At 73.5% G+C, this 21,929-nt stretch carries 14 protein-coding genes and 2 tRNA genes; 8 read left to right on the top strand and 8 right to left on the bottom strand.

The window, feature by feature from the left end; all coding sequences use genetic code 11:
• Positions 1-165 precede the first annotated feature (165 nt).
• Both ACFWFZ_RS18700 and ACFWFZ_RS18695 read left to right on the top strand, forming a co-directional pair.
• Positions 166-238: transfer RNA gene (locus ACFWFZ_RS18700), tRNA-Lys, on the top strand.
• A gap of 241 nt (positions 239-479) precedes the next feature.
• On the top strand, positions 480-995 hold the full coding sequence (locus ACFWFZ_RS18695; RefSeq protein ID WP_387123636.1) for a GNAT family N-acetyltransferase: 516 nt from the start codon (positions 480-482) through the stop codon (positions 993-995).
• A gap of 69 nt (positions 996-1,064) precedes the next feature.
• Here ACFWFZ_RS18695 and ACFWFZ_RS18690 read toward each other — a convergent pair whose 3' ends face one another.
• Positions 1,065-2,309 carry a hypothetical protein gene (locus ACFWFZ_RS18690; RefSeq protein ID WP_387123634.1) on the bottom strand — a complete coding sequence of 415 codons (1,245 nt, stop codon included), beginning with the start codon at positions 2,307-2,309 and terminating at the stop codon, positions 1,065-1,067.
• A gap of 326 nt (positions 2,310-2,635) precedes the next feature.
• Here ACFWFZ_RS18690 and ACFWFZ_RS18685 point away from each other — a divergent pair.
• Together ACFWFZ_RS18685 and ACFWFZ_RS18680 are read left to right on the top strand one after the other, a co-directional pair.
• Positions 2,636-2,709 (top strand) — tRNA-Met (locus ACFWFZ_RS18685).
• 432 nt (positions 2,710-3,141) lie between these two features.
• Positions 3,142-4,167 carry a M23 family metallopeptidase gene (locus tag ACFWFZ_RS18680; protein WP_387123632.1) on the top strand — a complete coding sequence of 342 codons (1,026 nt, stop codon included), beginning with the start codon at positions 3,142-3,144 and terminating at the stop codon, positions 4,165-4,167.
• On the opposite strand, the gene ACFWFZ_RS18675 is transcribed toward ACFWFZ_RS18680, so the two are convergent.
• The 4 genes from ACFWFZ_RS18675 to ACFWFZ_RS18660 all read right to left on the bottom strand — a co-directional run bounded on the left by ACFWFZ_RS18675 (position 4,076) and on the right by ACFWFZ_RS18660 (position 9,405).
• Entirely contained in the window at positions 4,076-5,455 is a 1,380-nt protein-coding gene (locus ACFWFZ_RS18675; protein ID WP_387123630.1) for a PrsW family intramembrane metalloprotease, read from the bottom strand. The two genes, ACFWFZ_RS18680 and ACFWFZ_RS18675, sit on opposite strands and share 92 nt — an antisense overlap.
• A 43-nt stretch (positions 5,456-5,498) precedes the next feature.
• Complete coding sequence (trmB, locus tag ACFWFZ_RS18670) at positions 5,499-6,338, bottom strand: tRNA (guanosine(46)-N7)-methyltransferase TrmB (protein WP_387123628.1); 840 nt, start codon at positions 6,336-6,338, stop codon at positions 5,499-5,501.
• Between the two features lie 143 nt (positions 6,339-6,481).
• Positions 6,482-7,714 (bottom strand): L-2-hydroxyglutarate oxidase, encoded by a 1,233-nt coding sequence (gene lhgO / locus ACFWFZ_RS18665; protein ID WP_387123626.1) that lies wholly within the window; start codon positions 7,712-7,714, stop codon positions 6,482-6,484.
• Between the two features lie 29 nt (positions 7,715-7,743).
• On the bottom strand, positions 7,744-9,405 hold the full coding sequence (locus ACFWFZ_RS18660) for a sporulation protein (RefSeq protein WP_387123624.1): 1,662 nt from the start codon (positions 9,403-9,405) through the stop codon (positions 7,744-7,746).
• 630 nt (positions 9,406-10,035) lie between these two features.
• Between ACFWFZ_RS18660 and ACFWFZ_RS18655 the strand changes: the two genes are divergently transcribed.
• Complete coding sequence (locus ACFWFZ_RS18655; protein WP_387123622.1) at positions 10,036-12,258, top strand: asparagine synthase-related protein; 2,223 nt, start codon at positions 10,036-10,038, stop codon at positions 12,256-12,258.
• A 490-nt stretch (positions 12,259-12,748) separates the two neighbouring features.
• Here ACFWFZ_RS18655 and ACFWFZ_RS18650 read toward each other — a convergent pair whose 3' ends face one another.
• Complete coding sequence (locus ACFWFZ_RS18650; protein ID WP_387123620.1) at positions 12,749-14,746, bottom strand: sigma-70 family RNA polymerase sigma factor; 1,998 nt, start codon at positions 14,744-14,746, stop codon at positions 12,749-12,751.
• Positions 14,747-15,066: 320 nt separating this feature from the next.
• Positions 15,067-15,831 carry a TetR/AcrR family transcriptional regulator gene (locus tag ACFWFZ_RS18645; protein ID WP_387123618.1) on the bottom strand — a complete coding sequence of 255 codons (765 nt, stop codon included), beginning with the start codon at positions 15,829-15,831 and terminating at the stop codon, positions 15,067-15,069.
• A gap of 333 nt (positions 15,832-16,164) precedes the next feature.
• On the opposite strand from ACFWFZ_RS18645, the gene ACFWFZ_RS18640 reads away from it, so the two are divergent.
• Positions 16,165-17,595 carry an NAD(P)/FAD-dependent oxidoreductase gene (locus tag ACFWFZ_RS18640; protein WP_387123616.1) on the top strand — a complete coding sequence of 477 codons (1,431 nt, stop codon included), beginning with the start codon at positions 16,165-16,167 and terminating at the stop codon, positions 17,593-17,595.
• 135 nt (positions 17,596-17,730) lie between these two features.
• Positions 17,731-19,575 (top strand): SpoIIE family protein phosphatase, encoded by a 1,845-nt coding sequence (locus ACFWFZ_RS18635; protein ID WP_387123955.1) that lies wholly within the window; start codon positions 17,731-17,733, stop codon positions 19,573-19,575.
• A gap of 60 nt (positions 19,576-19,635) precedes the next feature.
• Here ACFWFZ_RS18635 and ACFWFZ_RS18630 read toward each other — a convergent pair whose 3' ends face one another.
• The gene (locus ACFWFZ_RS18630) at positions 19,636-20,919 is read right to left on the bottom strand and encodes an MFS transporter (protein ID WP_387123953.1); all 1,284 of its coding nucleotides are present in this window, start codon (positions 20,917-20,919) and stop codon (positions 19,636-19,638) included.
• Positions 20,920-21,043: 124 nt separating this feature from the next.
• On the opposite strand from ACFWFZ_RS18630, the gene ACFWFZ_RS18625 reads away from it, so the two are divergent.
• Positions 21,044-21,580, top strand: coding sequence for a MarR family winged helix-turn-helix transcriptional regulator (locus ACFWFZ_RS18625; RefSeq protein WP_030666248.1), 537 nt, complete (start codon positions 21,044-21,046; stop codon positions 21,578-21,580).
• The last annotated feature ends 349 nt before the right edge of the window (positions 21,581-21,929 follow it).

Below are 21,929 nucleotides of genomic sequence, written 5' to 3'. Positions count from 1 at the left end.
TGGCCAAGCGCCCGAACTCGGCACGTCCGGGACGGTCTCCGGCACCCGCCCCCGGCCGGCGTCCGGCCGTCGGCGCGCCCCTGAACTGACGCCGACAGGCCGGTCGGTCGATACCCGATCGGCTGACCGGCGCTGTCCGGCTATGCTCTGGGGTGAGCACCCGGAGGGCCATTAGCTCAATTGGCAGAGCAGCGGACTTTTAATCCGTTGGTTGTCGGTTCGAGTCCGACATGGCCTACCGCTCCCAGGTGGGGGGATTCCCCTCCGACCTGGTGCTGAGCGCCCCTTCTGGTTTCGGCCGGAGGGGGCGCTCAGTCGTTTCCGGGCCCGTCGGTGAGCGGTGCGTGAGCGGACGCCCCGGGACGGAGCGGCGTTGCGGCCCAGCGCGCGGCCGCGGCGGGCCGCCGGGGGCGGGAGCAGGACCGGCGGGGCCGTAAACCGGGGTGTCCCCGCGGGAGGTGGGCGGTAGCGTCGGCGCCGTGACTCCGGTTCTGCGCACCGAACGCCTGCTGCTCGACCCGTACATCCCCGAGGACGAGGAAGCCTTCGTCGCCCTCTTCCAGGATGCCCGGGTCTCCCGGTGGATGGGGGACGGCCCCACCACCGAGGCCGAGGACCGGGCCCTGTTCGGGCGGGTCTTCTCGAAGGTCTACGCCGAGGAGCTCTTCGACGTCTGGGCCGTGCGCAGGGACGGGCGGCTGGTCGGGCACGCCGAGATCAAGCGGACCGACGAGGTCGACGGCCACGAGATCATCTACGCGCTGGCCCCCGAGGCCTGGGGATGCGGACTGGGCACCGAGATCGCGGAGGCGGTCGTCGCGTACGCCTTCGACCGCCTCGGCCTGACCGAGGTGCACGCCACGGTGGCCGCGCCCAACACGGCCTCCCTGTCCCTGCTGACCCGCATCGGCTTCGCGCACGTCCGGGACGTGCGGGAGGACGACGGCTCCACCACCCGCGTCCTGACCCGCCGCCGCGAACAGGCCGCCGCCTGACCGCTCTCCCGCGCAACGTGAAGCGCCCCGCCGGGATCGGGCGGGGCGCTCGGGGTGTGGGGGGCGCGATCAGGCAGAGCGGCGGCGGCCGAGCCAGGCGGCGGCCGCGCCGAGCGCGACCAGGGCCGCGGCGAGGCCGGCGTACAGGCCGGTGGACGAGCCGGCGCCGGTACTGGCCAGGGAGCCCGTGGAGGAGCCCGCGGTCGGCGTCACGTCGGAGTTGCCCGTGGTGGTGGCGACGGCCTGCCGGACGGTGGATGCGGAGGAGGGTGAGGCCGTCGGGGACGGGCTGGTGGTCGGCGTGGTGGGGTTCGGGGTCGGCTCGGTCGGGGCCGGCTCTGTGATCGGGACCAGCGGGAACTGCACCGGGACGGTCTTGAGCGGCCAGGTGTTGCCCTCGGCCTGGCGGACCTCGGCCTCCATCGTGATCATGGTGCGCTTGGTCAGCCTGGTGTCCTTGCCCAGGCTGAGCCGCAGCGGCTGGGTGTGGACGCCGGAGGAGGCGCCGAAGCCCTTGGCGATGCGCGGCAGCTCGTAGCGGCTGTCCTTGGCTTCGAGGTCCTGCCAGCGGCCGTCGATCAGGGCCTGGAGGCGGAAGTCGGCCTTCTCCTGGCCCGGGTGGGACAGGGCCAGGCTGGTGGCGAGCGGGACGTTGAACGTGCCGTCACCGGTGGCCTGGTGGTTCAGGTCCAGGTACGCACGCTGCTCCTGGCCGTCCTTGCCCGAACTGACCTGCTTGAACCAGGCCTTCAGCTCGCCCGTCTTGATCTGTGGGTCGACCTTGAAGAGGTGGGAGTCCGAGCCGCCGGGGGCGACGGAGTTGTTGTGGCTGGAGGCGGTCAGGCTGAAGTCGCCGTTGTTGGTGGGGTAGTTCACGCCGAGCCCGATGGTTACCTTCCAGGTCATCTTGCCGTTCGCGGGGATGTCGAAGGCCGAGCCGGGCTCCCCGGCGGACGGGGAGAACAGGCCCTGCCACTCGCCGTCCTGCCGGCCGATCGAGGACGTGGTCGCCGGGGCGTCCACCGCCTCGACCTCGAATACGACGTCGTCCTCCTGGAGCAGGCTCGGGCCCTTGCGGTCGAGAAGCATCCACGGCTTGTACTCGACGGCCTTGCCGGTCGGGTTCTTCACCGTGAGGTCGAAGGTCTCGGTGGCGCCGCCGCGGGTCAGCGGGCCGCCGGGGACGGGAGCGCCCATCTCCGTACGGAGCACGGCCTGGCCGTCGGCGGCGGACGCGGCGGTGGCCGAGAGCGGAAGCAGAGTGGTGACAACGCCGGCGACGACTGCGATGGCGGCTGCGGTGCGAACGGACATGGTGGACTCCCCCCAGGAATCACGAGGGCATCGGCAGGGCGCCGAGCCGCTTGGAGTGTGGTCTGTGTCGACCGGCCGGTCCGTCTTCCCCCTGGCCTTGGCGACAGGTGAATCCTCGCCCGGATCCGATCGCGGAACCATCCCTGCAGTGTCACCGGCACGCAACAGAGATGATCTTGGTTCGCCGGGGGCCGGATTCCGGCCGGATGCGGGCCGGATGTGAACCGGTTTTAGGTCTTTGACCTGCGGTGATGTCGATCCTGGGGCGGGTGGGCGGTTAATTGGCGGAGGGCGGCTCCACGATGGCGTAGAGTTGTGTTCACCGACGCGGGGTGGAGCAGCTCGGTAGCTCGCTGGGCTCATAACCCAGAGGTCGCAGGTTCAAATCCTGTCCCCGCTACTGAAGACGAAGGCCCGGTTCCCTTGGGAACCGGGCCTTCGTCGTGTTCCCGGCCCGTCCCCGCGTCCCGTCGGCGTACGTCGGCACCTGCGGCTGCCCGGCAGGGGCCGGCGGTGAGGCGGGTGGACGTCATCACGTGACGCAGCGTGACCGAACGGGTGCTGTCTGCAAGGTGATTGATGGTCAGTCATGTCGTGCTTGCGGCCGGATGGATGGGCGAATCGTTTGATTTTTGCCCGAGTTGATCCATTTATAGGGTGAAAAGAGGTGGCCAAAGCAAGCCAGGCTGTGGCTGATTGGTGAGAACGGTCAAGCGCAACAGCTTGGAATCACTCCCTCACTTCTATTACCTTTCGATAACGCAGCGCGGTCGTCCCGGCCGTCGCAAGAGACGGCACCGTGCGCGTGCGTGTCAATGAGGAGTGTGCCCCCGTGGCCTCCAACTCGCCTGCTCCTGAAGGCATCGAGATCCAGGAGCCGCCCACCGCGGGTGCCTGGGGCGAGTGGAACCCCACCGAGGACACGGTCCGCCCGGTGCGGGGCAAGCACCGTGTCGCCAAGCAGCGCGGGGGGCTCGCCCGCAGCTCCACGGTCCTCGGCGTCGGTGTCATCGCCGCCGTCGGTGCCAGCGGCATCGCCACCGCGCAGGACCGGCCGCAGGTCGCCATATCCCTGCCCTCCCTCCCCGGCCTGGTGACCGGGGACAACGACCGTCAGGGCGACGGGGCTTCCGGCCAGGAGGCCGAGGGCGAGCGCGGCGGCACGATCGGGATCATCGCCCAGCAGGCCGACCGCGGCGCGGACCCCGGCGAGCTCCTGCGCAACCGCATCCTCCAGCAGGCCGACGCGCAGCACGAGGCCGCCGAGGCGAAGGCGCGCGCGGAGGCCGAGCGTGCCGCGCAGGTGGCGTCCGCCCAGGAGGCCAAGGACAAGCTGGAAGCGGCCCGCCAGGCGGCCGAGGAGGCCAAGGCGCAGGCCGAGGCGAAGGCCGCGCAGGAGGCCGAGGCCGCCAGGAAGGCCGCCGAGGCCGCTGCGGCGCAGGAGCGTCCCGCCGCAGCGGCCGGAAGCTGGTCCCTGCCCACCTCCGCCTACACCCTCACCTCGCACTACGGAGCCTCCGGCTCCATGTGGTCCTCCGGCCACCACACGGGCCTCGACTTCGCGGCCCCGACCGGCACCCCGGTCAAGGCCGTGGGGGCCGGGAAGATCACCTCGGCCGGCTGGTCCGGGGCGTACGGCTACCGGATCGTGCTGCAGCTCGAGGACGGTACGGAGGTCTGGTACTGCCACCTCTCCTCGATGTCGGTCACCTCGGGCTCCGTCGGCAGCGGCGACACCATCGGCCGGGTCGGCGCCACCGGGAACGTCACCGGACCCCATCTCCACCTGGAAGTACGCAAGGGCGGATCGACGATGGACCCGCTGGCGTGGCTGGAGTCCAAGGGTCTGGACGTCTGAGGGACGGCTCCGGGCGCAGAGGCCCGCGCGGCTCCGCTCCGCGCTCTTCCCGGCGCGGCTCGGGAACATCCGCCGCGACCGCCGGCCGCAGGGGGTCGAACCAGGGCGGAAGCAGCTCCTCCAGCACCGCGGCCCGGGCCAGCGCGGGTCCCGCCGTCGCGCGGCGCTGCCACAGCCGGTGCAGCAACTCCCGTTCCCGGCCCGCGAAATCCGCCTCCCGCAGCGGCCCCCCGCGGCGCGCGCGGTTCCGCAGCAGCGCCAGGGCGGCGGCGTCCGCCTCGTAGCGGGCGACCGCACGTCCGGCGGCCCGGCCCCCACTGCGCCGCGCCAGGGCGCGGGCCAGCGACCGGGCCGGCATCGAGGCCAGGGCGGGCACCTCGGCGGGTGCCAGCCAGCCCGCGGCCGCGTACTGCGCCAGCTCCCCGGCGACGGCCCGCAGCCGGCGGTCCCTTATCCGCACCGCCAGCCACACCAGCAGCCCGAACAACGGGACCATCACGCAGACGTACATCACGTAGAAGCCGTGGTCCCCGAACCGCGAGGAGCCGTTCCACAGAGCGTGCAGGCCCATGGCCGGCGCCAGACCGAGCAGGGGCAGGCACACCCGGCGCGAACGGCGCGTGCTGACGGCGGCCGCGCCGAAACCGAGCCCGGTGAGCACGGTGAACAGCGGGTGGGCGAACGGCGACAGCACGATCCGTACGAAGAAGGTCGCCGCGGTCACCGAGTCCAGTACGCCGGTCCCGTCGGCCAGGTCCTGAACGAAGGCGTTGCCGAGGTAGAGGATGTTCTCGGTGAAGGCGAAGCCGGTGGCGGTGAAGCCGGCCGCCACGAAACCGTCCGCCGGGCCGGTGAAATGACCTCTGCGGAACACGAACACCAGGAGCAGCGCGGCCGCCTTGGCGCTCTCCTCCACCACCGGGGCGATGGCGATCGAGCCGAGGTGGTCCGCGCCCGAGGGGTCGGCGGTGGCCGCGGCTATCCACTCGGTGGCGAAGTTGTTCGCCAGTATGGCGATCAGCGCCGCGGTGCAGGCACCCCAGCCGAAGCAGAACAGCAACTGGGGCCAGGGCGCGGGCGCGGCCCGGCCCAGCCACCGGAAGGCCGCCATGAGCGGGGCCACCGGCAGCAGGGCCAGGCCGAGGCCGACGAAGAAGCCCGGGGTGCCGGTCTGCTCCCGCACGAGTTCGAGGATGGCGATGCCGGTGGCGGCGAGCAGGACGAGGAGCACGCACGTGCGGACCGCGGCGGACGGACGTGCGAGCACGGGGCGGAGCGCTCGGAACACGTCATGACCCTAGCGATCCGCTCGGACACGCGCGGTGACGTTCTCAGTTCTGCGTGCGACGGAAGAGCAAGTCGTGTACGACGTGTCCCTTGTCGAGGCCCTGCCCCTCGAAGCGGGTCAGCGGGCGGAAGTCCGGGCGCGGGGAGAAGCCGCCGTCAGGCCGCGTGTTCTCGAAGTCGGGGTGGGCCGTGAGGACTTCGAGCATCTGCTCGGCGTACGGCTCCCAGTCGGTCGCGCAGTGCAGTACGGCCCCGGGTGCCAGGCGGGTGGCGGCCAGGGTGAGGAACTCGGGCTGGATCAGCCGGCGCTTGTGGTGGCGGGCCTTGGGCCACGGGTCCGGGAAGTACACGCGGATCCCGGCGAGCGAGTCGGGCGGGAGCATCTCACGGAGCAGGATGATCGCGTCGCCGTTGGCGACGCGCACGTTCTCGAGGCCGTTCCGCTCGGCGAGGGCGAGGAGGTTGCCCTGGCCCGGGGTGTGCACGTCGACGGCGAGGATGCCGGTCGCCGGGTCGGCGGCGGCCATCTGCGCGGTGGCCTCGCCCATGCCGAAGCCGATCTCCAGGACGACCGGGAGGCCGCCGAAGAGCGTTTCGAGGTCGATGACCGAGTGGCCGTCGACGTCCAGGCCCCAGGTGCCCCAGAGCCGCTTGAGGGCCTCGCCCTGGCCGGTGGTGACCCGGCTGCGCCGGGGCTGGAAGCTCCGGATCCGCCGCTCGTGGTGCGAGCCGGCCGGGTCCGGGGCGGGGCCGTCGGGGAAGCGGGGCTCGGTGCGCCACTTGGGGGGCACGTACGAGTTCGCCTCCGGCGCGGCGCCGGCGGCGTAGTCGGCGACGGGCGCGTCCGGGACGGCGGGCGGCGTGGGGTTCAGGGACTCAGACACAATGCGCTGATTCTACGACGGGGCGGTGGTCCCCGCCTGTGCCCGGCGTGCCGCCGGGGTGGCCCGCCGGGTGGCCCGCCGCAGTGGCCCGCCTCCTCCGCTCCAGGCGCCGTGCCGGCGGCAGGGGGGGGCGGCCGGGCCGCTCAGGCCGAGGCGAGGGTGCGCAGGACGCGGGTGGCGATCTCGCGGCCGATCGGGAGGGAGGCCGTCGCCGCCGGGGACGGCGCGTTGAGGACGTGGACCGTGCGCGGGGCGTCGCGGATCAGGAAGTCGTCCACCAGGGTGCCGTCCCGCAGGACGGCCTGCGCGCGGACGCCGGCCGCCGCCGGGCGGAGGTCCGCGGCGTCGACGGCCGGCAGCAGGCGCCGCACCGCCCGGGTGAAGGCCTGCTTCGACAGGGAACGGTGGATCTCGCCCGTCCCGTACCGCCAGTGCCGGGAGGCCATGCGCCACGCGCCGGGCCAGGCGAGCTCGTCCGCGAGGTCCCTCGGGCGCACGGTCGACCAGTCGTATCCCTCGCGGGCCAGCGCGGGCACGGCGTTGGGGCCGACGTGGACGCCGCCGCCGATGCCCCGGGTGAGGTGCACCCCCAGGAAGGGGAAGGCCGGGTCGGGCACCGGGTAGACCAGCCCGCGGACCAGTTCCGGACGAGCCAGGTCGTAGTACTCGCCGCGGAAGGGGATGATCCGCATGCCCGGGTCGTCGCCGGCCAGGCGGGCGATTCGGTCGCAGTGCAGGCCCGCGCAGTTCACCAGCGTCCGTGCCCGGAACACCAGGCCGGACGTGGTGCGCACGGCCACCGCCGAGGCGCGGCGCGAGACCAGGTCCACCTCGGCGCCGTAGACGATCTCCGCGCCCGAGGACTCGGCGAGCTGGGCGCTCACCCGGCCGTAGTCCACGATGCCCGTGCTGCCCACGTGGATCGCGGCCAGGCCCTGCACCTGCGGTTCGTACTCGGTGATCTGGGCCGGGCCCAGCTCGCGCACCGGGATGCCGTTCTCCCGGCCGCGCTGGACCAGGGCGTGCAGCCGGGGCAGCTCCTCGCGCTCGGTGGCGACGATCAGCTTGCCCGTCACCTCGTGCGGGATCCCGTGCTCCGCGCAGAATTTCACCATCTCGGCGGCGCCGCTCACCGCGAAGCGCGCCTTCAGCGAGCCCGGGCGGTAGTAGATCCCGCTGTGGATCACACCGCTGTTGCGGCCCGTCTGGTGCCGGGCCGGGCCCGACTCCTTCTCCAGGACGACGACCCTCGTACCCGGAGCCAGGCGCGACACGGCATGCGCCGTCGACAGGCCGACGATCCCGCCGCCGATCACCAGCACATCGCAGTCCACGCCACCGCCCACGCCGACACCTCCCACCCCTGCATACTGCACCCCCGCACCGACAACGAGGCCACGCGGGTCTAAGCCGGCGCCACCAGGAGCGGCCGGGCCCGCTCGCGCAGCTCCGCGACGCGCGGTTCGTCCCCGTAGGGTTCCAGGCGGTGCAGCAGGTCCCGTACGTATTCGGTCGTGCGGGCAGAGGAGATCCGGCCCGCCACCTCCACCGCCCGGGTGCCCGCCGCGCACGCCGCGTCCAGATTGCCCGACTCCAGCTCCGCGACCGCGCTGACGACCAGCCGCAGCCCGTGGGAACGTACGTACTCCTCCGTGGGCCGAGACAGCGCCTGCTCGGTGAAGCGCCGCACCTGCCGGGGGAGTTTGAGGTCGCGGTAGCATTCCGCCGCATCCGCCGCGAAACGGTCGTACGAGTAGAAACCGAGCCACGTCGGATCCGGGTCGCCCTCGCGGGACCGCTCCAGCCAGCCCTCCGCGGCCCGCAGCGCCGCCCCGGCGGCCGCGGAATCGCCCGCCTTCGCGTGCGCCCGGGCCTCGACGAGCCGGAAGAAGCTCATCGTGCGCGCCGTGGCCAGGCCACGGTTGCGCTCGACGGCCGCCTGCGCGAGGTCCACGCCCTCGTCCGGGAAGTCCCGGTAGGTCGCCTGGAGGGACATCGAAGCCAGCACATAGCCGCCGAGCGGTACGTCCGCGGCCGCGCGGGCGAGGCGCAGTGCCTGGATGTAGTAGCGCTGGGCCGCCTCCTGCTGGCCGGTGTCGAAGGCCATCCACCCGGCCAGCCTGGTCAGTTCGGCCGTGGCGCCGAACAGGGCGCGGCCCACCTCGTCGGTGTACGAGCCGAGCAGCAGCGGCGTCGCGTCCACCCGCAGGCACTCGGGGACCATCGACGAACGCCAGTCGCCGCCACCATACTTGGAGTCCCAGCGGCGGGCGTCCTCGGCCGCCTCGCGCAGCTTCGTCACGTCGCTGTGGCCCACGCGCTGGACGTGCTCGCGCGGCGTTTCGGCTCCGTGCTGCGCGGGCACAACGGTGGACGGCGGGCCTGCCGGGCCCGCCGGTGCTGTCATCGGGCCCGTCGCCGGCCCGGTCGTCCGGCCTGCCGGGGTCCCGTCCGAGAGTGTCCGGGGCGCCGGCGTCCCGGGCGCCGGCGGCGACTGCTGTGACGGGAGGTCGCGCGCCGGTGCGCCTTGAGCCGGAGCATCGTGAGCCGAGGAGGCCGCGGACGCGGGCCGGCGGTGTGCCGTGCCCGCCGGTTCCCGCGCCACCGAGCTGTCGGCGGGAGATATCAGCCACCGCGAGGCGGGCGTCGCGTACGCCGCCACGGAGAACGAGCCCGCGAGCGACTGCCAGATCCCGCCGCCGCCGCGCCGCCCGGCGAGGTCGAGCCGGTAGAGGTCGGTGGCCGAGCGTACGGCGGCACCCACGTCCCGCGGGAAGGCCAGCCCCACCTCGGGCGCGGGGTCCGCGTCCGCCAGGCCGATCTCGTGCAGCGGCACCGGCCGGCCCAGCTTCGCGCCGATGGCGGCGGCGATGAGGTGCGGGGCGGCGCCCTGCGGCACCATGCCCTTCGACACCCACCGGGCCACCGACGTCTTGTCGTACCGCAGCGTCAGGCCGCGCTGCGCGCCGAGGTCGTTGACACGCCGGGCCAGCCCGGCGTTGCTGATGCCCGCGAGGGCGAGGACGGCGCCGAGCTTCTCATTGGGCTCGCGGAGCTCCCTGGACATGCGCCACCCCTCGTCACACGCGGAACGCATACGCCGCCGGGGCATAGGCGCCCGGCATTTCGTAAACCCAGCGTAGTTCCCCGCCTCCCAAGCGTTAAGGCCCCTACTTCCGTATGGCGGGATTGTTGTCCGTTTGCACAGTCCGCCCCGGGGCCGATGCCGGGGCGCACGTTCCGCGGCGTGCTCCGCCCGTGTGGCCGTGCGCCCGCCCGTGCGCTCTGGCCGGTCCGCGGGCCCGGCGATTCGATGGGCGGTGCGTGGGTCGGCCCGCTGCGTGGATCGGGCGGGCCGGGGGACGCCGCTGCCTCAATCCCCGCGGGTGGCGGAACGGTCCGGGGGGCGGATTCCGCCTCCCGGACCGCGCCCGCGCGCCGGGCGCCGGCACCGCGCGACGGCTCTCCAGGCGGCCGAAGAATGGCCGAAAGCGACCTATGGGGCGGTGGGAACGGAACGCCAAATACCGCGCGGCAGGGGTGTGTTCGTCAGCGTGTGCGCCCCCTATAACCCCTCTCGCACGCCTGTCCCGTGGCAGCATGGTCCCCGAGCCACCGGGGTCCAGCCGGCCGCGCCCTCAGCGCTGTTCGTGCTGCCCGTGCCCCGGTCATGTGCCCACAGGCTGGGGAGGCGGCGGTGCGCTGGTTGGTGGGGTGGAGCAGTATCGCCGCGAGCTTCGGCACGGCCGGCCGTGTCTCCGGCCACGGACCTGGCCACGGCCAGGGACACGGACCTGGCGGGTACGGGCCGGGCGGCTACGGCGGCGACGGCGCGCCCCTGCACGGAGGCATCGCGGACGCCGCCCATGCGGCCGACCCGGGAGCGGACGCGGAACGCACCGTCCACCCCGTCGGCGCCCAGCTGCTCTGGGGCGATCCCGACCCGCTCTGGGCGGTCGGCGACTGGCGCCCCGACGAGATCCGCACCGTCACCGCCGACCCCGCCGACCCGTTCACCCGGCTCGCCGTGCTGGGCTGCTGCGGTGCGACCGACGCCGAACTGCGCAGGGCCCTCTACGCAGCCCGCGGCGGCGCGCTGCGCCACCTCACCCAGTGGTCCGGCAGCTACACCGCCGTGGTCCAGGCCGGCCGCCGCATCACCGTCCTCGGCGACCTCGCGGGCGCCCGGCCCGTCTTCTACACCCCCTGGGCGAGCGGCACCGCGTACGCCACCGCAGCCCTCCCGCTCGCCGACCTCATCGAGGCGCAGCTCGACATCGGCCATCTCGCCGCCCTGCTGGCCTGCCCGGACAGCCCGGAGGCGCTGGGCGACGGCACCCCGTACGCGGGGGTCCGCCGCATCCCGCCCGGGCACGCCCTCATCCTGCGCGAGGGCTCCCGGGAGATCACCGGCTACGAGCAGGTGGCCTCGCTCGCGGTGGCCGCGCCCGAGGCCGACGCCGACCGCGCGGTGGAGGGCGTACGGGAAGCGTTGGTGGACGCGGTGCGCGCCCGGCTCACGGCCCCGCGGCATGCTCCCGAGACGCTGCCACCGTACGATCCCGGCCCCGTGCCCGGTATGGGCCCGGCCGACCGGCGTGCGGCCCGCGGCGCGCCGGCCCCCGGGGTGGGCGCCGACCTGTCCGGCGGCAGCGCCTCCGCGACCCTCGCCCTGCTGGCGGCCGGTCTGCCAGGGGCGCCGGGCAGCCTCACCAGCCCCGCCGGGGCGCGGCTGCTGGCGGTCACCTTCAACGACCTGGCCACCCCGCAGGGGCGCGAGGACGAACTGGAACGGGCCCGCGCAATCGCGGCCGACCCGCGCCTGCACCACGTCGTGGTCGCCGCCGCGGCCGAGGCCCTCCCGTACACCGAACTGGACGGCCCGCTCACCGACGAACCCGGCCCCTCCCTGGTCTTCGCCGCCCGCGAGCGGCGCAGACTCGCCGCCGGAGCGGCCGACCACTTCACCGGCCACGGCGCCCGGCAGGTCCTCGACGCCCACCCGGCCCGCATGGCCGACCTGTTGATGGACCGCCGCCGGCGCCACCTGCTGCGCCCGGTGGCGGCGCTGGCCCGGTCCGCGTCCGCCTCGGGAGCCGCCGGGGAGTCCCTGCTGGTGCCGATCACGGTCTACTCGGCGGCCCGCCGACTGGCCCGTACGTCGTACCGCGCGGGCATGGAGGCGGCCGCGGCCAGACTTCGCGAGGGCGGGGTCACCGAGCGCGCTTCCGGTCCGGTGGACGCCTCCCTCGCCGCCCTGACCTGGTCGCGGCCTGGTCCGGCGGCGGGCTGGCTCACGGGGGAGGCGCTGGCGGAGGTCTCGATCCGGCTCGCGGCCGCCGCCGGGCGCCCCCCGCTGTCGCTGCGGCCGGGGGAGGCCAGGGCCCGCTCCGTGCTGGCCCGTCACGCCGCCGACCACCGGGTCTTCGAACAGGCCGTGGAGGTCCGCAGCCAGCGCCTGCACGCCCCCTTCCTCGACAACCAGGTCGTACGGGCCGCACGCGCCCTGCCCGAATCCCTGCGCGTGCAGCCCGGCGCCCGCGCGGAGATCCTGCGCAGCGTCCTGTACTCGGCCGGGGTGCGCGAACTCCCGCCGGGCTGGGGCGCCACCGCGCACACGGCGAACGAGACGGCGACCGGGCTCGGGCTGCGCGCCGCCCTGGGCGACCTGCTGGAGCTCTTCGCCGCCCCGCTGCTCGCGGACGCCGGCCTGATCGAGGCCCGGGTCGTGCGACAGGCGCTGCTCGACGCGGCCGAGGGCCGTCCGGTCCCGCTGGACGGGCTCGCCGAACTCGTCTCGATGGAGCTGTGGCTGCACCGCCTGCTCGCCCGGCGCGGCACCTGCTGGACGGGTACGTCCGCGGCGCGGCGCCGGGCCGTGCCCGAGGGGGTCCCGGTGCACCGCCCGGCGCTGTCCTGACAGTTCAGGACCGGTGGCCTCCCCCCGCCTACCGCCGGGAGGTGCCCTCAGTCCTGCGGCAAGAGCCGGCGGCTGCGCCCCGTCGAACCGCTGCCCGACCCGATCGCGCTGCGGCTACCCGACCCGATCGCGCTGCCCGCCCATCGCGCTGGCCTTGACCGGGCCCGCCCTGAGACCGCCGTCACCGCCCGGTGCGCCGAGCGCGTCCTGGCCGGCATGGCGACATGGCTGGCATGGCCGAGGCCGCGGCCCGGTTCCCGGCCGACGCCGACCGGCCCGGCGAGGCCGTACGGGTGAGGCCGTACGGGCCTTCGCGGCGGCCACCGCCTGGCGCGCGGGCCGGCCCCGCTCGACCCCCGAGGCGACCGTCGGGGCGGGCTCCCCGAGCGCACCCGTGCCCTGCTGGGCCCCGGCCGCTGGGGGCGGGGGGAGGACGCGGGCGCGCGCACTCACCCCGGCCGGCGTCGCCGAGGCGCTCACCACCGACTGATCAGCGGCAGCTGATCACCGCGTCGGCCCAGCTCGCCAGCGTCGGCAGGCTGCCCGGTCCGGACGGCTCCACCACCAGCCGCAGCGACTTGTGCCCGGTGAGGGAGACCTGCACGGCCGCCGGCGGATCCTCGTACCCGAGGGCGCCGGACTGCCACAGCCGCTGTCCGTCGGCATACACGGAGAACCGCACCGACCTGTCGGTGAACAGCGACAGGCCGTCCACCCCGGCCCACGCCGAGAAGCTGGTGCACTGCCGGTTGAGGGCGATCTCCACCGAGGAACGCGAGTTCACGGTGATCCCCTGATCGAACCGCCGGTCACCGACCCGCAGTCCCCAGCGCTGCCACACCCAGCTGCTGCGCCAGGTCTGCAACTCCGGCCCGCTGCGGTCGCCCTGGACCGCATACGGGAGCGCGGCCAGCTGGAACGACTGGGGCGGCTTCGGAACGGGCGGCGGCGTCGTCGGCTTCGGTGAGGGCGCGCTCGGGGACGGCGTGGGCGCGGGCCTCTCCCGGCTGGGGGAGGGCGACGGGGACACGGAGGGCGCCGGCGCAGCCGGGGACGCAGAGGCCGCCGCCGACGGCGTCGGCTTCTGCGACGGCGGTACGGAGGCACGCGCGGGCGGCGGCTCCGCCTCGGCCGGGCTCGGCTCCGCCGAAGGCGAGGCGGGTGCCTTCGGCACGGCCGGCGCCGCCACGCTCGGCGCGGGCTTCGCCCGGGCCTGGGGCTCGGGCTCGTCCCCGGCCAGCGCGAACACCACCCCGGCGGCCGCGGCCACCGCGATGCCGGCGGCGATGGCGGCCTTCGCAGGCACCCCCAGCCCCTCGGAGGCCAGCGCGCCCCCGACCGCGGACCCGGACCCGCCGACCCCTCCTGCTCCGGCGGCGCCTCCCGCGGCCCCGGCCGCACCGGCCGCAGAACCGCCCCCGGCGGTCGACCCGCCCGCGGCGGCCGCCGCGGCACCGGCCCCGCCTGCGGCGACGGCCCCACCGGCCACCACCCCGGCGGCCTTGGCCGCGTACCCGGCGGCGAACCACCCGATGACCGCCACCGGAAGCAGCGCGGGAATGCCCGCGTTGACGTCCTTGAGCTCCCCGGCGGCCAGCCGGCACTTCGCGCACTCCTCCAGGTGCCCCCGAAGCCCCCGCTCCGCCCGCATCCGCAGCCCGCCGCGCGCATAGGCGCCCAGCCGGTCCGCGTACCGTGCGCAGTCGCCGCCCTCACTCAGCGCCGAACTCACATGGGCCTGCAGATAGGCCTGCTTGAGGCCCTCCCGGGCCCGACTGGCCAGCACCGCGGTCGCGTTGGCGCTCAGCCCGAACAGCGGCGCGATCGCACTCGGCGATGCCTCCTCGACCGTGGTGTGCCACAGCACTGCCTGCCACCGCTCGGGCAGGCTCCGGAAGGCCTGCATGGCCAGCGACTGCTCGGCCACCCGCATCGCCCGTACGTCGGCGCCCAGTTCGAGGGTGTCGTCCCCCGACAGCCCCGACATCCCGGCACCGCTCTCCGTACGCGCGGCCGCCTGCTCCGCGAAGACGGCGAAGTCCTCGACGAGGTGCTCACGCCTGGCCGTCTTGGCCCAGGCCGCCGCGACCCTGCGCACGGTGGTCAGCAGATAGGCCCGCACCGACTGGTCCGGCCCGGCGCCGCCCCGTACCGCCTGCAGGGTCCGCGCGAACACCTCGGCGGTCAGGTCGTCGGCCGTGTGCCCGTCGCGGCAGCAGGACCGCGCGTAGCGCCGTACCGAGTCGGCATGACGGCGGAACAGCTCCTCGTACGCACCGTCGTCGCCGCCCCGCATCCGGGCGATCAAGTCGCCGTCGGAAGGCGGCAGATCGCCCCCGGCACCGCCGGCCGGGACCGAGAACCCCGACGAGCGTGCGTGCCGCCCGCCCGGTTCGCGCTGCGCCGGCACCTGCTGCGCGGGCAGGCTGCCCACCTCGGCCTCGCTCCCGGCGCCACCGGGTGACTCTTCACGCCCGTCAATGCTCATCGCGGAAGCTCCCGCACGACACGCTCAACCGGTACACCGTTCAAGCGTGTCACATGGCGGACACGCGCCTGACCCCTCCGCGCACCATCCACCCGTCCGGGCAGGTTTCGACACGTCACCGAACAGCCCACCAGCCATGCGCACGGCTCACCGGAACCGGCGCGCCGCCGGCCCGCCGTTCCGTGCACGACCCCGCGCCGACCGGCCGGCCGACCCTGCACCGAACCCGAACCGGCCCGGTACCGACCCACCACGGGCCGGCACCGAACCGACGCGATCACACCGACGGGCTTACACCGACGGGCTCACACCGTCCGGGCTCACACCGTCCGGGAACGCAGCCCCTCGAGCAGGATGTCGAGCAGCCGGGTCGAAGCCGCCGCCTGCTGCGCCGGGTCGGGCAGCGCGGGCGCCGCCGTCGCTATCACCAGCAGCACATCGGCCACCGTCACATCGGCGCGCAACTCGCCGGCCTCCCGCGCCCGGTGCACCAGCCGGCCGACGACCTCCAGCAGCGCACCCGCGCCCGCGTCGTCCGACGGCTCGTCCTCGGCCGCGCCCACCACCCGCAGGCCGGGAGCCCCGGCCGCCTCGGCGGCCTGCCGCTGGTGCGGAACCCGTGCCTCCTCCGCCTCCTCGGCCGCCTCCTCAGCGGTCGAGCCGACGCGCAGCACCTGCGGCGGCAGCAGCCGCCCGGCACCCGAGGCCACAGAGGTGCGCAGGAAGCGCGACAGCGCCTGCCACGGCTCCTCCTCCTGACCCAGTGCGGTCCTGGCCTGCTCCGTCAGCCGGGCCGTCTCCTCCTCGGCTATCCGCCGCACCAGGACGTCCTTGCTCGGGAACCGCCGGTACACGGTGCCGACACCGACCCGGGCGCGGCGCGCCACGTCCTCCATCGGAGCCCCGTACCCCAGCTCGCCGAAGACCTCCCGGGCCGCGCGCAGCACATGCTCAAGGTTGCGCTGGGCGTCGACGCGCAGCGGCGTGGAGCGCCCCACACCGTGCGTGGTCGGGCTGGTCAGGGCGCGACCGGTGCTCTCGACCGAGAGCGCGGTCGCAGAACCATGGAAATCGGAAATGTTCATATGTATCCCCCGGTAATCATTTGTCTCCCCCCGGAGACACTCCCCGCCTTCACGCCGAGGGGGGCCACGGTCTCAGGCCCGGTCCTCGACGAGATACGAACATAGTTGAGCCAGAGTCAATTCAGAAGAGGCAGCCCCGGACGGACCACCGCCCGATCGGAGCATTCACCCCCACTTTTCCCTTCCATCCCCTCGGAACCTGCCTCTCCGCCCGCCCTGACCTGCGAACTTCCACCCGCACCAGAGGCCCTCTCCCGCCCCGCCCCAGGGCCCTCACCGGTCACACAATCTGTCGGGCCTGTGGACAAACTCCCGGCCACGTTGCGTCATGGGATGGTGAAGGCTGCTAACTCCCGGGGCACGGCCCCCGGTACCCCGCCCCGCACGCGCATCCTGATCGTCGGCGGCGGCTACGTCGGCATGTATACGGCGCTCCGGCTCCAGCGAAAGCTGAGAGCGGGAGAAGCCGAGGTCACGGTGGTCACGCCCGAGCCGTACATGACGTACCAGCCCTTCCTCCCGGAGGCGGCCGCGGGCGCGATCTCACCGCGCCACGTCGTGGTCCCCCTGCGCCGCGTCCTCGGCAAGTGCCGCATCGTCATCGGCCAGGCCACGCACATCGACCACGCCAAGCGGACCGCGACCGTCAACACACTCGCCACCGCCGACGAGGGCGCCGGCCCCATCGAGGTGGAGTACGACGAACTCGTCCTCGCGCCCGGCTCCGTCTCCCGCACCCTCCCCGTGCCCGGCCTCGCCGACTACGGCATCGGCTTCAGGACCGTGGAAGAGGCCATCGGCCTGCGCAACCACGTCATCGAGCAGATGGACATCGCCTCCTCCACCCGCGATCCCGCCGTCCGCGACGCCGCCCTCACCTTCGTCTTCGTCGGCGGCGGCTTCGCGGGCGTCGAGGCCCTCGGCGAGCTGGAGGACATGGCCCGCTACGCGGCGCGGTACTACCACAACATCAAGCCCGAGGACATGAAGTGGGTCCTCGTCGAGGCCAGCGACCGCATCCTCCCCGAGGTCGGCCTGGAGATGGGCGTCTACACGGTCCGCGAACTGCGCAGCCGCAACATCGACGTCCGCCTGGAGACCCGGCTCGAATCCTGCGAGGACCGCGTCGCCGTCCTCAGCGACGGAGCCCGCTTCCCCACCCGCACCATCGTCTGGACCGCCGGCGTCAAACCCCACCCGCTCCTGGCCGCGACCGACCTCCCCAAGAACGAGCGCGGCCGCCTCCTGTGCACCTCCTTCCTCACCGTCGAGGGCGTCGAGCACGCCTGGGCCGCCGGCGACGCCGCCGCCGTCCCCGACATCACCGCCCCGCCCGGTACCGAGGGACCCCGCCGCGAGTGCGCCCCCAACGCCCAGCACGCCGTCCGCCAGGCCAAGGTCCTCGCCGACAACCTCCTCGCCGCCCTGCGCGGCGAGGTCCTGACCGAGTACGCCCACAAGTACGCGGGCTCCGTCGCCTCACTCGGCCTCCACAAGGGCGTCGCCCACGTCTACGGACACAAGCTCAAGCGCTACCCGGCATGGTTCATGCACCGCGCATACCACCTCAGCCGCGTCCCCAGCTTCAACCGGAAAATGCGCGTACTCGCCGAATGGACCCTCTCCGGCCTCTTCAAGCGTGAGATCGTCTCCCTTGGCTCACTCGAACACCCCAGGGCAGAATTCGAACTGGCTGCAGGCGGCGGACCGAAGGCACTTCCCCCGCCCCTCGCCCCCAACCCCCCGCAGAACGGCCAGGGCTGACGTTGTCAGTGCGGTCGGCCACACTGGACGTGTGACCATAGGTGGGCTCACACCTGCACAGAGTGACATCGTCCAGTCAGCGACCGCCCACGAGCGACACAGCGACCACTCGCGACACCACGAGGCTTGAACGCAGTGAACTTCACGCGCTGGAGCGCCCGGTTCCCCGGAACGCAGCGCCGCGCCGCCGCCCGGACCGAACACGCCGCCGCCCAGGCCAAGCGGGGCGAAGGCGCGGTCCCGGCAGCCCGCGGCGGCCGCCCCGACCCCGGAGCGGAGCGGTCCACGCCCGCCGCCGACGGCCACCCCGCCGACCCCACGGTCTCCGGGTCCGGATCAGGGTCCGGGTCGGGCAGCGGCGCCAGGCCGGGCACCGGCACGGCCCCCGCCCAGCGGGCGGCCGGCGTCCTCACCGCCGTGCCCTCCCCCGACGCACTCTCCGTACGCGAAATCCTCGGCCGGCTGCCCGCCCTGGTCGCCCTCGTCCACGGCCCCGAGCACCGCGTCGCCTATGTAAACGACGCCTACACCGCCGGCTTCGGCGACCGCACCCCCGGCGCCCCCGCCCACGAATCCCTCCCCGAGCTCGGCGAACTCGGCCTCCTCCCCCTCCTCGACCAGGTCCAGCGCAGCGGCAAGCCCCGTACCGCCAAGAACCGGACCGCACCGGGCGGCGGCAGCTCGTACACCGTCACCTGCACACCCGTCGAGTTCCCCAAGCCCGGGAATGGGACCGGGACGGGTACCAAGCCCACGGCCACACCCGCCGAGGACGCGGAAGCCCACCACAACGGCATCCTGATCCACCTCGCCGACGTCACCGACCACGCCGAAGCCGCCGAGCGGCTCCGCGCCAGCGAACGCCGCCAGCGCGAGGCCGCCGTCACCCTCCAGCGCTCCCTCCTCCCGCAGGAGCTGGAACAGCCCGACGACCTGCGCATCGCCGCCACCTACCAGCCCGGCGGCACCGAAGCGGCCGTCGGCGGCGACTGGTACGACGTCATCACCCTCGGCGCCGGCCGCACCGCCCTCGTCATCGGCGATGTCATGGGCCGCGGCGTCCGAGCCGCCGCCGTCATGGGCCAGCTGCGCACTGCCGTCCGCGCCTACGCCCGCCTCGACCTGCCCCCGCACGAGGTGCTCCAGCTCCTCGACGGACTCGCCGCCGAGATCGACGCCAGCCAGATCGCCACCTGCGTGTACGCCGTCCACGACCCCAACGAGGGCATGCTCGCCTACGCCTCCGCCGGCCACCTCCCGATCCTGGTCCGCGACGAGCACGGCACCGTACGCCGCGCCGCCGACCCCACCGGCCCGCCGCTCGGCACCGGCGGCTGGCTGCACAGCTCCGGCACCATCGCGCTCGGCCCCGGCTCCACCGCCGTCCTCTACACCGACGGCCTCGTCGAGCGCCGCGGCGAGGACATCGACGAGGGCGTCGCCGCCCTCGAACGCGCCCTCGCCGGCGCCCAGGGCACCCCGACCGTCATCTGCGACCGCCTCATGCGCGCCCTCGGGGTGGACGCCGACCACGACGACGACGTCGCCGTGATGGTGATCCAGCAGCCCGCCCGTGCCGGCGCGGACGCCGAGCTCTTCCACAACGCCGCCCTGGAACTCCTCGGCGGCATCGAGGCGGCCCCCCGCGCGCGAGCCTTCGCCCAGGGCGTCCTCGCCTCCTGGCGCTTCCCCGTCGAGCTGTGCGACCTCGGGGTCCTGGCCGCGAGCGAGCTCGTCGCGAACTCCCTCCAGCACGGCACCCCGCCCATGCGCCTCCGGCTGCGCCGCACCGACCGCCGACTGATCATCGAGGTCACCGACGGCGACGACCACCTGCCGCGCCGCCGCCGCGCCGAACCGGCCGACGAGACCGGCCGCGGCATCTCGATCATCGCGACCATCGCCTCCTCCTGGGGCTCCCGCCGCACCCCGGGCGGAGGCAAGGCCGTCTGGTGCGAGTTCGCCCTGCCGGACAAGTAGGCGGACACGCGTAAGGCCCCGGTCCCAAAAGACCGGGGCCTTACGCGTGTCCGTACGCGGCTACGCGTGCACGGGCTCCTTCACCGCGACGGCCGGACCGCCCTGCGCCACGACCCTGCTCGCCAGCACCGGGTTGTCCTGCATCGGCGAAAGGCCCTTGCCGAGCCGCAGCGCCAGGCCCGCGATCCCGAGCGACACGAGCACGAAGACCGCGATGTACAGCATCGGAACGCCAGCACCGAGCGGCACCCCGAGCGGACCCAGCGCCAGCGCCATCTGCTTGACCAGCGCGAAAGCCGAGTTGTACTGACCCACCGAGCCCTCGGGCGCCAGATCGGCCACCAGCGGGGCCAGGGTCGGCGACAGCATGGCCTCGCCGATACCGAAGAGGGCGTACGTGGTGATGAACGCGGCGGCGGCCATCATCGCGCTGCCGTGCCCCAGCCCCGAGAAACCGGCGATCAGCCACGCCGCGGTCCAGATCAGCCCGACCAGCGCGATCACCCGCGAGCGGCGGCGCTTCTCGACCAGCTTCAGCACGACGAACTGCGCGAGGACGATCGCACCGGTGTTGGCGGCGAGGGCGAAACCGAGCGTGGAGGGGGAGATCCCCGCGGCCTCCGTACCGAAGGCGGCCAGACCCGACTCGAACTGCCCGTAGCAGGCGAAGAACACCACGAAGCCCAGTACGCACAGCTGCACCATGGCCTTGTGCCGCAGCAGCCGCTTCCAGCCGCTGCCACCGGACTGGGACGGGTCCTTCGGCACGGCGTCCTTGATGCTCGGCACGTGGGGCAGCCGCACGGTGGCGACGACACCCGCCAGCACCAGGAACATCACGGCCTCGATGCCGAACAGCAGGGTGAAGCTCGCGGGCCGGCTCTCGTCGACGATCTGACCGCCGAGGAGCCCGCCGATGCCCAGACCCAGGTTCTGCATGAAGAACTGGAGGGCAAAGGCACGGGTCCGGGTGGACGGCGTGGAACACCACACGATCATCGTGGCCAGGGCCGGCTGCATCACGGCCTGACCGGCGCCCAGCGCCAGCGCGGACAGCAGGATCGGCACCATCCCGGTGGAGAGCCCGAGCGCGAGCGCGCCGGCCGAGGCGGCGACGGCCGCCCCCATGACCACGGGCACCGGACCACGCCGGTCGATGACCCGGCCGGTGAAGGGCAGCGCGACGAGGGCGCCCAGGGCGAAGGCCACGAACGCGCTCGTGGCGGCCATGGAGCCCAGACCTCGCACCTGCGCCACATAGATGTAGAGGAACGGAACCGTGAAGCCGATGCCGAACGCCGTCAGTGCGTTCCCGGCCTGGATCCGCCGCATCGCAGCGCCCATCACCTTGGTCACTTCTCACCTGCCTTGATAACTGAAGACTGAAGACTTCATACCTAAAGTTCGACGCTTAACAGTACACACTGAAGGAGTTAGATGCCAACGCGTTCGTGCGATACTTCGAGGCATGGGTGACACCCCCGACGGCACCACGTCCGTCCCCGAGCCGAGCCTCGACGAGCAGATCGCCGTCTACCAGCGCGAGTTCCAGGACCTCGACCCCCAGGTCGAGAAGGTCGTCTCGGCTCTGAGCCGCCTGAACCGCCGCATGAACGTCGCGTACGGACGCCAGACCGCGGCCCTGGGCATCAGCAATGCGGAGTGGGAGGTCCTCAAGGCCCTCGTCATCTCCGGCGCTCCCTACCGGATGGGCCCGAGCGAGCTCGCGAAGCAGCTGGGCCTCACGCCGGCGGCGATGACCCATCGGATAGACCGCATGACGGCGGAGGGCCTGGTCACCCGCGAGCGGGACGAGTCCAACCGGGTCCGCGTGATCGTGGAGCTCACGGACGAGGGCCGCAGCAAGTGGCTGGATGCGATGCGCGCGGCCACGATCTTCGAAGAGGACCTTCTCCAGGACCTCTCGACGGCGGAGCGCGGGGTGCTGGGCGACATGCTCACGCGCCTGCTCGACCGGGTGGAAGACCTCCAGTCACCCAGCTGACCACCGGGGTTGACACAGCCTCCACAGGTCCGTAAGGTTCTTCGAGTTGCCACGGAGCCGGAAGGTTTCGGTGACAACACATCAGCCGCCTCGTTGCGGCACCCAACTCAGCACGATCTCCCACTGGGAAAGATTTCGGCGTGCCCGAATTCATTTCCGAAGGCCGATTATGAATCGCCGGGGAAATCCACTAGAGTTTGGGGAGTCGGAAGGGCCCAACAGCCCGGAAGGCAAACCCCGCTGACTGGGGGTCAGGCCCGAAAGAGTCTGATAGAGTCGGAAACGCAAGACAGCAGAACGAAAGCCCGGAGGAAAGCCCGAGAGGGTGAGTACGAAGGAAGCGTCCGTT

Source organism: Streptomyces sp. NPDC060232 (assembly GCF_042726555.1).
In the GTDB taxonomy this organism is placed as follows: domain Bacteria; phylum Actinomycetota; class Actinomycetes; order Streptomycetales; family Streptomycetaceae; genus Streptomyces.
The sequence above is the reverse complement of the archived record's forward strand: the minus strand, read 5'-3'. Positions and strand labels throughout refer to the sequence as shown.

Coding starts and splice junctions, on each gene's coding strand:
- ACFWFZ_RS18625 (WP_030666248.1), top strand. CDS start 21,044: ATGGGTGACACCCCCGACGGCACCACGTCCGTCCCCGAGCCGAGCCTC.
- ACFWFZ_RS18645 (WP_387123618.1), bottom strand. CDS start 15,831: ATGAACATTTCCGATTTCCATGGTTCTGCGACCGCGCTCTCGGTCGAG.
- ACFWFZ_RS18660 (WP_387123624.1), bottom strand. CDS start 9,405: ATGTCCAGGGAGCTCCGCGAGCCCAATGAGAAGCTCGGCGCCGTCCTC.
- ACFWFZ_RS18650 (WP_387123620.1), bottom strand. CDS start 14,746: ATGAGCATTGACGGGCGTGAAGAGTCACCCGGTGGCGCCGGGAGCGAG.
- ACFWFZ_RS18640 (WP_387123616.1), top strand. CDS start 16,165: ATGGTGAAGGCTGCTAACTCCCGGGGCACGGCCCCCGGTACCCCGCCC.
- ACFWFZ_RS18630 (WP_387123953.1), bottom strand. CDS start 20,919: ATGGGCGCTGCGATGCGGCGGATCCAGGCCGGGAACGCACTGACGGCG.
- ACFWFZ_RS18690 (WP_387123634.1), bottom strand. CDS start 2,309: ATGTCCGTTCGCACCGCAGCCGCCATCGCAGTCGTCGCCGGCGTTGTC.